Annotated in this window: 8 protein-coding genes; 4 read left to right on the top strand and 4 right to left on the bottom strand. The window is 63.4% G+C overall.

Annotation, left to right across the window (positions count from 1 at the left end; translation table 11 throughout):
• A partial coding sequence (locus tag B3M53_RS14400) for an MFS transporter (protein WP_286800851.1) occupies window positions 1–1,182 on the top strand: 1,182 nt, incomplete at its 5' end.
• Here B3M53_RS14400 and gluQRS read toward each other — a convergent pair.
• Window positions 1,179–2,051: a tRNA glutamyl-Q(34) synthetase GluQRS gene (gene gluQRS, locus B3M53_RS14395; RefSeq protein ID WP_273020694.1), complete on the bottom strand. Its 873-nt coding sequence runs from the start codon at window positions 2,049–2,051 to the stop codon at window positions 1,179–1,181. The two genes, B3M53_RS14400 and gluQRS, sit on opposite strands and share 4 nt — an antisense overlap.
• Window positions 2,052–2,155: 104 nt before the next feature.
• Here gluQRS and B3M53_RS14390 point away from each other — a divergent pair, with 104 nt between their 5' ends.
• From B3M53_RS14390 to B3M53_RS14380, 3 genes are all read left to right on the top strand, one after another.
• Window positions 2,156–2,818, top strand: coding sequence for an alpha/beta hydrolase (locus B3M53_RS14390; protein ID WP_273020695.1), 663 nt, complete (start codon window positions 2,156–2,158; stop codon window positions 2,816–2,818).
• A gap of 209 nt (window positions 2,819–3,027) precedes the next feature.
• Window positions 3,028–3,594 (top strand): HNH endonuclease, encoded by a 567-nt coding sequence (locus tag B3M53_RS14385; protein WP_022700350.1) that lies wholly within the window; start codon window positions 3,028–3,030, stop codon window positions 3,592–3,594.
• 48 nt (window positions 3,595–3,642) lie between these two features.
• The gene (locus tag B3M53_RS14380) at window positions 3,643–4,479 is read left to right on the top strand and encodes an HAD family hydrolase (protein WP_273020696.1); all 837 of its coding nucleotides are present in this window, start codon (window positions 3,643–3,645) and stop codon (window positions 4,477–4,479) included.
• Here B3M53_RS14380 and B3M53_RS14375 read toward each other — a convergent pair.
• The 3 genes from B3M53_RS14375 to B3M53_RS14365 all read right to left on the bottom strand — a co-directional run bounded on the left by B3M53_RS14375 (window position 4,476) and on the right by B3M53_RS14365 (window position 6,330).
• Window positions 4,476–5,051 (bottom strand): demethoxyubiquinone hydroxylase family protein, encoded by a 576-nt coding sequence (locus B3M53_RS14375; protein ID WP_286800850.1) that lies wholly within the window; start codon window positions 5,049–5,051, stop codon window positions 4,476–4,478. The two genes, B3M53_RS14380 and B3M53_RS14375, sit on opposite strands and share 4 nt — an antisense overlap.
• Window positions 5,051–5,584 (bottom strand): disulfide bond formation protein B, encoded by a 534-nt coding sequence (locus tag B3M53_RS14370; protein WP_273020700.1) that lies wholly within the window; start codon window positions 5,582–5,584, stop codon window positions 5,051–5,053. The genes B3M53_RS14375 and B3M53_RS14370 overlap by 1 nt, the downstream gene beginning before the upstream one ends.
• A 68-nt stretch (window positions 5,585–5,652) precedes the next feature.
• A complete protein-coding gene (locus B3M53_RS14365; RefSeq protein WP_273020701.1) occupies window positions 5,653–6,330 on the bottom strand; it encodes an exopolysaccharide biosynthesis protein in 678 nt (225 codons plus the stop codon).
• Window positions 6,331–6,436: the final 106 nt, after the last annotated feature.

The following is a 6,436-nucleotide window of genomic DNA, read 5'->3' as shown; positions in this document are numbered from 1 at the left end:
ATCACGGGGACCGTGGCGATCGATGCGCTGGGCTTTGCGCTGATCATTCCCGTCCTGCCGACCCTCCTGATGGAGCTGACGGGCGGCGGGGTGGGTGAGGCGGCGCGCTGGGGCGGGCTGGCGACCTTTGTGTTCGCGCTGATGCAGTTTGTCTTCTCGCCGATCATTGGCGGGTTGTCAGACCGGTTCGGGCGCCGTCCGGTGCTGCTCTTGTCGCTGACCGCCCTGATGATCGATTTCCTGCTGATGGGGTTGGCGCACGCCCTTGTGGTGTTCTTCATCGCGCGCTTGCTGTCGGGCGTTTTCGCCGCCACCCATTCCACCGCCAACGCCTATATCGCCGATATCTCCACTCCGGAACAACGCGCGCGCCGCTTCGGGCTTCTGGGCGCGGCCATGGGGGCGGGCTTCGTATTGGGGCCGGGGCTTGGTGGTTTGCTGGGTGAATTGAGCCCGCGCGCGCCCTTCTTTGCGGCGGCGGCGCTGGCCGGGATCAACGCCCTCTATGGCTGGTTCGTGGTGCCGGAATCGCTCAAACCCGAAAGCCGTCGTTCTTTCTCCTGGAAGCGGTCAAACCCCATCGCCACGCTGATGCGCTTGCGTCGGGCCGAGGGGCTCGGCGTGCTGGTCTGGGTCTACTTCCTGTCTCAACTCGCAGGCTTTGTGTATCCGGCGGTCTGGGCCTATGTGGGCATCGCCAAGTTTAATTGGACCGAAGGCGAGATCGGCGTCTCCCTGGTGGCCTATGGCGTGCTGTTCGTGGTCTGTCAGGCGGTGGTCACGCCCTTCCTGATGCCCCGGATCGGCGAGCGCCGGGTCATCTGGATCGCCTTCGCCCTGGAAGCGGTCGCCCTGATCGGACTGGCGACGGCGCCGTCGCCTTGGGTGCTGTATCTGTGGCTCTTGCCCGCCCTGTTCACAGGCATGGAGGGGCCGGCGCTTCAGAAGGTGATGACCGAGCGCACGCCGCCCGACGCTCAAGGCGAGCTGCAGGGCGGATTGTCCGGCCTCGGCGCCATCGTGCTGATCCTCAGCCCGCTCATCTACACCCAGCTCTTTTTCGCCTTCCAGCAAGGGGTGGGCGGCGTCGTGTTCCCGGGCGCGCCGTTCGTGATGGCGGCGGTGTTCAACGTCATCGCGCTGACGCTGTTCGTGGTGCGAAAACGCCAGACGGGCGGTTAAAGCCCGACCCGCTTGCGCAGGCTGTCCGGCGTCTCTCCCGCCTCCCGCAAGGCGCGCAGGGTCAGAGACTGGTCACGCTTGGCGAAGCGCTTGCCGTGCTCATCGAGCATCAGGGGGTGATGGCGATAGACCGGGACCGGCCAGCCCATCAGCTCTTGAAGCAGGCGATGAAGGTGGGTGGCGAAATACAGGTCCAGGCCGCGGATCACATGGGTCACGCCCTGCAGCGCATCATCATGGGTGCAGGCGAGATGATAGCTCGTCCCCACATCCTTGCGCCCCAATATCACATCGCCCAGCGTTTCAGGTCGGGCGCGCACTTCTCCGGTTTCGCCGTCCGGGCCTTCGCCTGTTTCGGTGAATGTCAGACGGTCAAAGTTCGCGCCCAGATGATCGCGGCAAGCGGTGATGGAGAGCCGCCAGGAAAATGCGCCGCCCGCCTCCAGACGCTCGGCTTCTTCCTCCGCGCTCATCGGCTCAGACGGGCCGGGATAGATCACGCCTTCGGGGCCTTCGCCGGGATGGTGCGGGGCGCGGGCGATGTCCTCGGCGATTTCCCGACGCGTCTTGAAGCAGCGATAGACAAGCCCTTTTGAGTGAAGCTGCGCAAGGGCGGCGTGATACTCGGCGAAATGCTCGCTCTGCCGACGCACAGGCTCGGGCCAGTCGCAGCCCAGCCAGCGAAGGTCCTCGTAGATCGCATCCTCGTACCCGGGTTTGCAGCGCGTCGTGTCGATATCCTCGATCCGCAACAGACACATCCCGCCTGCCTCGTTCGCAGCATCGAACACCGTCAGCGCCGAGAAGGCGTGACCCAGATGCAGGAAGCCGGTGGGCGAAGGGGCGAAGCGGGTGCGAAAAGCGGTCATTGCGCTTGCATATCACCGTGCTGAAGCTTGTGCGAGGCTTGGGGTTTTCCCGTCCTCCAAGCGGTCTATTATCGCCTGCAGGCATAACAAAGGAACGCCCCTCCATGATCTTGATCGACGGTCCGCGCATCGCGCCCAAATCCGGGCAGGCGAAGAAACTGGTCATCCTGTTTCATGGCTACGGCTCCAATGGCGCAGACCTTGCGGGTCTCGCCCAGCACTGGGCGCCGCATTTTCCGGACGTGGCCTGGGCGTCGCCCGATGCGCCCGAACCTGTGCCCGGCGCGCCGGGCGGGTATCAATGGTTTCCGATCTCCCGTCTTGATCCGGCGCTGATGGAGCAGGGCGTGCGCTCAGCGCACGCCACGGCGGAACAGTTTGTCCGTTCCGAGCTGAACCGCTGGGAGGTGGCGCCGGAAAACCTCGTTCTGATCGGGTTTTCCCAAGGCACGATGATGGCGCTTCACACCGCGCTCCGGCGCGAGGTCGCGCCCGCAGGGGTTATCGGGTATTCCGGCGCGCTGCCGGGGCCGGAGCGGCTGAAATCTGAAATGACCGTCAAGCCGCCGATCCTGCTGATCCATGGCGACAGTGATGATGTCCTGCCGGTGGGCATGACTTTGATGGCGGCTCAGGGCCTTGCCGAGGCGGGTCATGGCGCCCAGTTTCATATCTCCAGAGGCATTCCCCATTCCATCGGCCCGGATGGGCTGGAGCTGGGGCGGCATTTCATGGAGGCGGCGTTCTCGAACCGCCTGCGCGGCTAGGCGTCGTTGTCAAACAAGCGTCGAGTCAGCGTCATGGCGCCGTCACACGAACAGGGTTAGTGTTAGATCGTCTCAAGGAACGGGGCGTTGATTCGATTATGGATCAATGCGAAGGCTTAGAGGGAGGCGCGTCTTCAAGATAGCGCTTGCATATCAGAGGGATCACCTCCTGAAACTGCGCCGCCCGGCGCGTGTATGCGGGGGCGGTGATGCGAGTCTTTAAGACGGCGCCCACCGATCTTCGTTGCCTTGTCCTGAATGCGGATTTCCAGCCGCTTTCCTATTATCCTCTGTCCACCTGGCCCTGGCAGGACGCTATCAAGGCCGCCTTCCTGGAGCGCGTGGACATCGTCTCTGAATACGCCACGGAGATTCGCAGCCCGTCACGCTCGATAAGGGCGCCGTCAGTGGTGGCGCTGCGTGATTATGTCAGCCAGAACCGCCCGCCCGCCTTCACCCGCTTCAACGTGTTTCTGCGCGACGGCTTCCGCTGCCAGTATTGCGGCGCAGACAGTCTCGATCAGCTGACTTTTGACCATGTGACGCCGCGCGCCTATGGCGGCCGGACGACCTGGGACAACATCGTCGCCGCCTGCGCGCCCTGTAATCTTAAAAAAGGCGGTCGTACGCCGCGAGAAGCCAAGATGCCGCTGCTTCAACAGGCGGACCGCCCCAGCCAGCATCAGCTGCAATCACAGGGGCGACGCTTCCCGCCCAAATACCTGCACGAAAGCTGGCTCGATTATCTCTACTGGGATGTGGAGCTGGAGGCCTGACGCCTTGCGCTCTTGCCAACTGACCCAGATCAGGTTTCACCCTCGCCCATGACCCGCACCCCAACCATCGCCATCGCCTATGATTTTGACGGCACGCTGAGCCCCGGCTCCATGCAGGAGCATTCCTTCATCCCCGAAATCGGCGAGCAGATCGACGCGTTCTGGGGGCGGGTGAATGGCGAGGCGGCGCGCCTGGGTGCAGACAACATCCTCATCTACATGCATGAGATGGTGAAAGCCGCGCAGCGTGAAGACGTGCGGTTCCGTCGCGAAGACATTGAGCGGCATGGCGCGTCCGTGGGCTTCTTTCCCGGCGTGGTCGAAGGTTGGTTTGAGCGTTTGCGGGCCTATGGCGCCGAGCGTCAGGTTCGGATCGAGCACTACATCATCTCGTCAGGGCTCAAGGAGATGATCGCGGCCAGCGCCGTCGGCGATCAGTTCGACGCCATTTTCGCCAGCGAGTTCAAATACAACGCCGATGACGTACCGGTCTGGGCGGCGTCTGCGGTGAACTACACCAACAAGACCCAGTTCCTGTTCCGCATCAACAAGGGCGCGCTGGACCTGTCTGACCATGCCGAGGTCAACGCCTACATCCCCGAGGATGACCGGCCCGTCCCCTTCCGCAACATGATCTATGTGGGCGATGGCGATACGGATGTGCCGTGCATGCGGACGGTGAAGGAACAGGGCGGCGTGTCGATCGCCGTGCATCCCGCAGGCGACGCGAAAGGCGCGGAGAAGACCGCCAAGCTCAAGACGGATCGCCGCGTGCATTTCACCACGGACGCCGATTACTCAGATGGCTCGAAGCTGGATGCGTACGTGAAGGCCGCCATCGACAAGATGGTCGCCGTCGAGCGGCTCAAAACCCTGGAGCGCTAGACCCGTTTGCACACGGCGATGGCGGCGTGGCAGCCGGCGGTGATCAGCGCGGACAGCACAGGATAGCCGGCGGCGTCTTTTGCGCCTTCTTCCACAGCGAGCTCTTTGTGGGCGACCTCTTCATCGCGAAACTGGGCGAACTGGTCCGCCAGCGCGTCCTGTTCGGCGAGGCGTAGCTCCTGAACCTGTTCGTCGTAATGTCCCTCGATCACCGCTTCGACCGCTTCGGTGCAGGCATGGGCCGCTTTCTCGCCCAGCAGCGCTGTTCCGGCGCCGAGCGCAAAACCCGCCAGATTGGCGATGGGCGCCAGCAGGGTCGGACGCGCTTTCCCGCTGAGGATATGATCGTCGAACGCCTGCAGATGGTGCTGTTCGTCCGCTTCCATGTGCACCAGCTGGCTGGCGATGCGAGCCTTGTCCGGGCGGCCTTTGAACACGGCGCGCTGGCCCTGATAGATCGCCACCGCGGCATACTCGCCTGCATGATCGACGCGCACCATGGATTCAATACGAGAGGCGTCTGCTTTGCGACCGGGGCGACGGACGGTTTTACGGGTTTGCGGTTCAGACATCACAGCCTCCGATATGGTTTGCGGAACACCACCAGGATCGAGATCAGCATCACGGCAGCGCTGATCAGAACATTATAGCCCGCCATGGATACGCCCAGCAGGGTCCAGGCTGGCTCATCACACAGCACCACATTGGTCGGCGTGTTCAGCGAGCTCAAGAGTGCATCCACGCTTAAGGACGTCGTATCGCCCGCCTGGCATGACAGCGGCCAGAAGCCGTATTCACCCCCCGCATGATAGCCCGCCACCCAAGCGCTGAACCCGGCCAGAACCGCAATGAGCGCGCTGGCGGCGCGGCAGAACAGGGCGTTTGCAGGTTTCAGGATGTGAAGGGCTGCGAACGTGATCAGTCCGCCCGCCAGAACATAGGCGTGCGCCCAGCGTTGCTCGATGCAGAGCGGGCAGGGGGCGTAGCGCCCGATCAATTCGAACCCGAAAGCCCCGGCGAGCAAGGCGGCGGAAACGAGCGCCCCTATGAGCGGCCATTGATCCGGGCGTGTCCAGCGGTCGGCGAAGGTGGAAAGTTCAGGCATGGCGATAAACCTAGATCACAGACAGGGGCGAGGCGAGCACGGAGCTGAGCCGCAGGGCGACGCAAGTCTTAGCCGCCTGCGCCGAACATCCCCAGAATCAAGGTTTTCAGCACATCAATAAACGCCGCTCCAAAAAACGTGAAGCCGACGACCAGAAGGCTGACCCAGACGACGCCCAGCACCAGTCCCGCCAGAACCAGCAGCCCGTCGCGCGTGATCAGGCCGATCGAGGCGATGGCGATGGCGATGCCTGGCGTGGTGTTGGTGGCCGGCAAAGGCACGAGTATGGATGCGCAAAACAGGACGAAGACGCCGCCGACAATCCGCTCTGCGGTCGGGCCTGACAAGACACTCAGCCGCGGACGGGCCAGAGCCTCCAGCCAGCCAAACCATTTGCGGGACCATGTTGCGATGCGGACCAGACCGGGCTTGTCCAGCTGACGGTTGCGAAAGCTCTTCGGCATCCAGGGGTGCGCGCGTCCGCTCGCCATTTGCACGGCGATGGCCATCATGGGCAGAGCGACAACCTGAGGCACGCCGTAGAGAAAGGGCATGCAGACCGGAATGGCGAGCGCAAACAGCAAGGCGCCGAACACCCGTTCGCCCAGAGCGTCACTGAATGCGCCAAGCGACAGCCCCTCTTCAGGAGCGGAGTGCGCGATTCGCGCCAACGCTGCAGTCAGACTGAGCGGCTGATCTTGCTCGGCGTCTTGCGAGCCGGCTTCATCCTGCTGGGATTGCACCATAGCGTGTCACCTTTGGGGAGGAGAGGCGCTCTTGTCTTAATCAGCGGGAGGCGAACCGTCCATGCAGCTCTGCGGTGGCGCCGACTGAAATTCATGTCGACGGCGC

The organism is Oceanicaulis sp. UBA2681 (genome assembly GCF_002354675.1).
GTDB lineage: Bacteria > Pseudomonadota > Alphaproteobacteria > Caulobacterales > Maricaulaceae > Oceanicaulis > Oceanicaulis alexandrii.
This window is presented reverse-complemented; position numbering and strand designations above follow the sequence as displayed.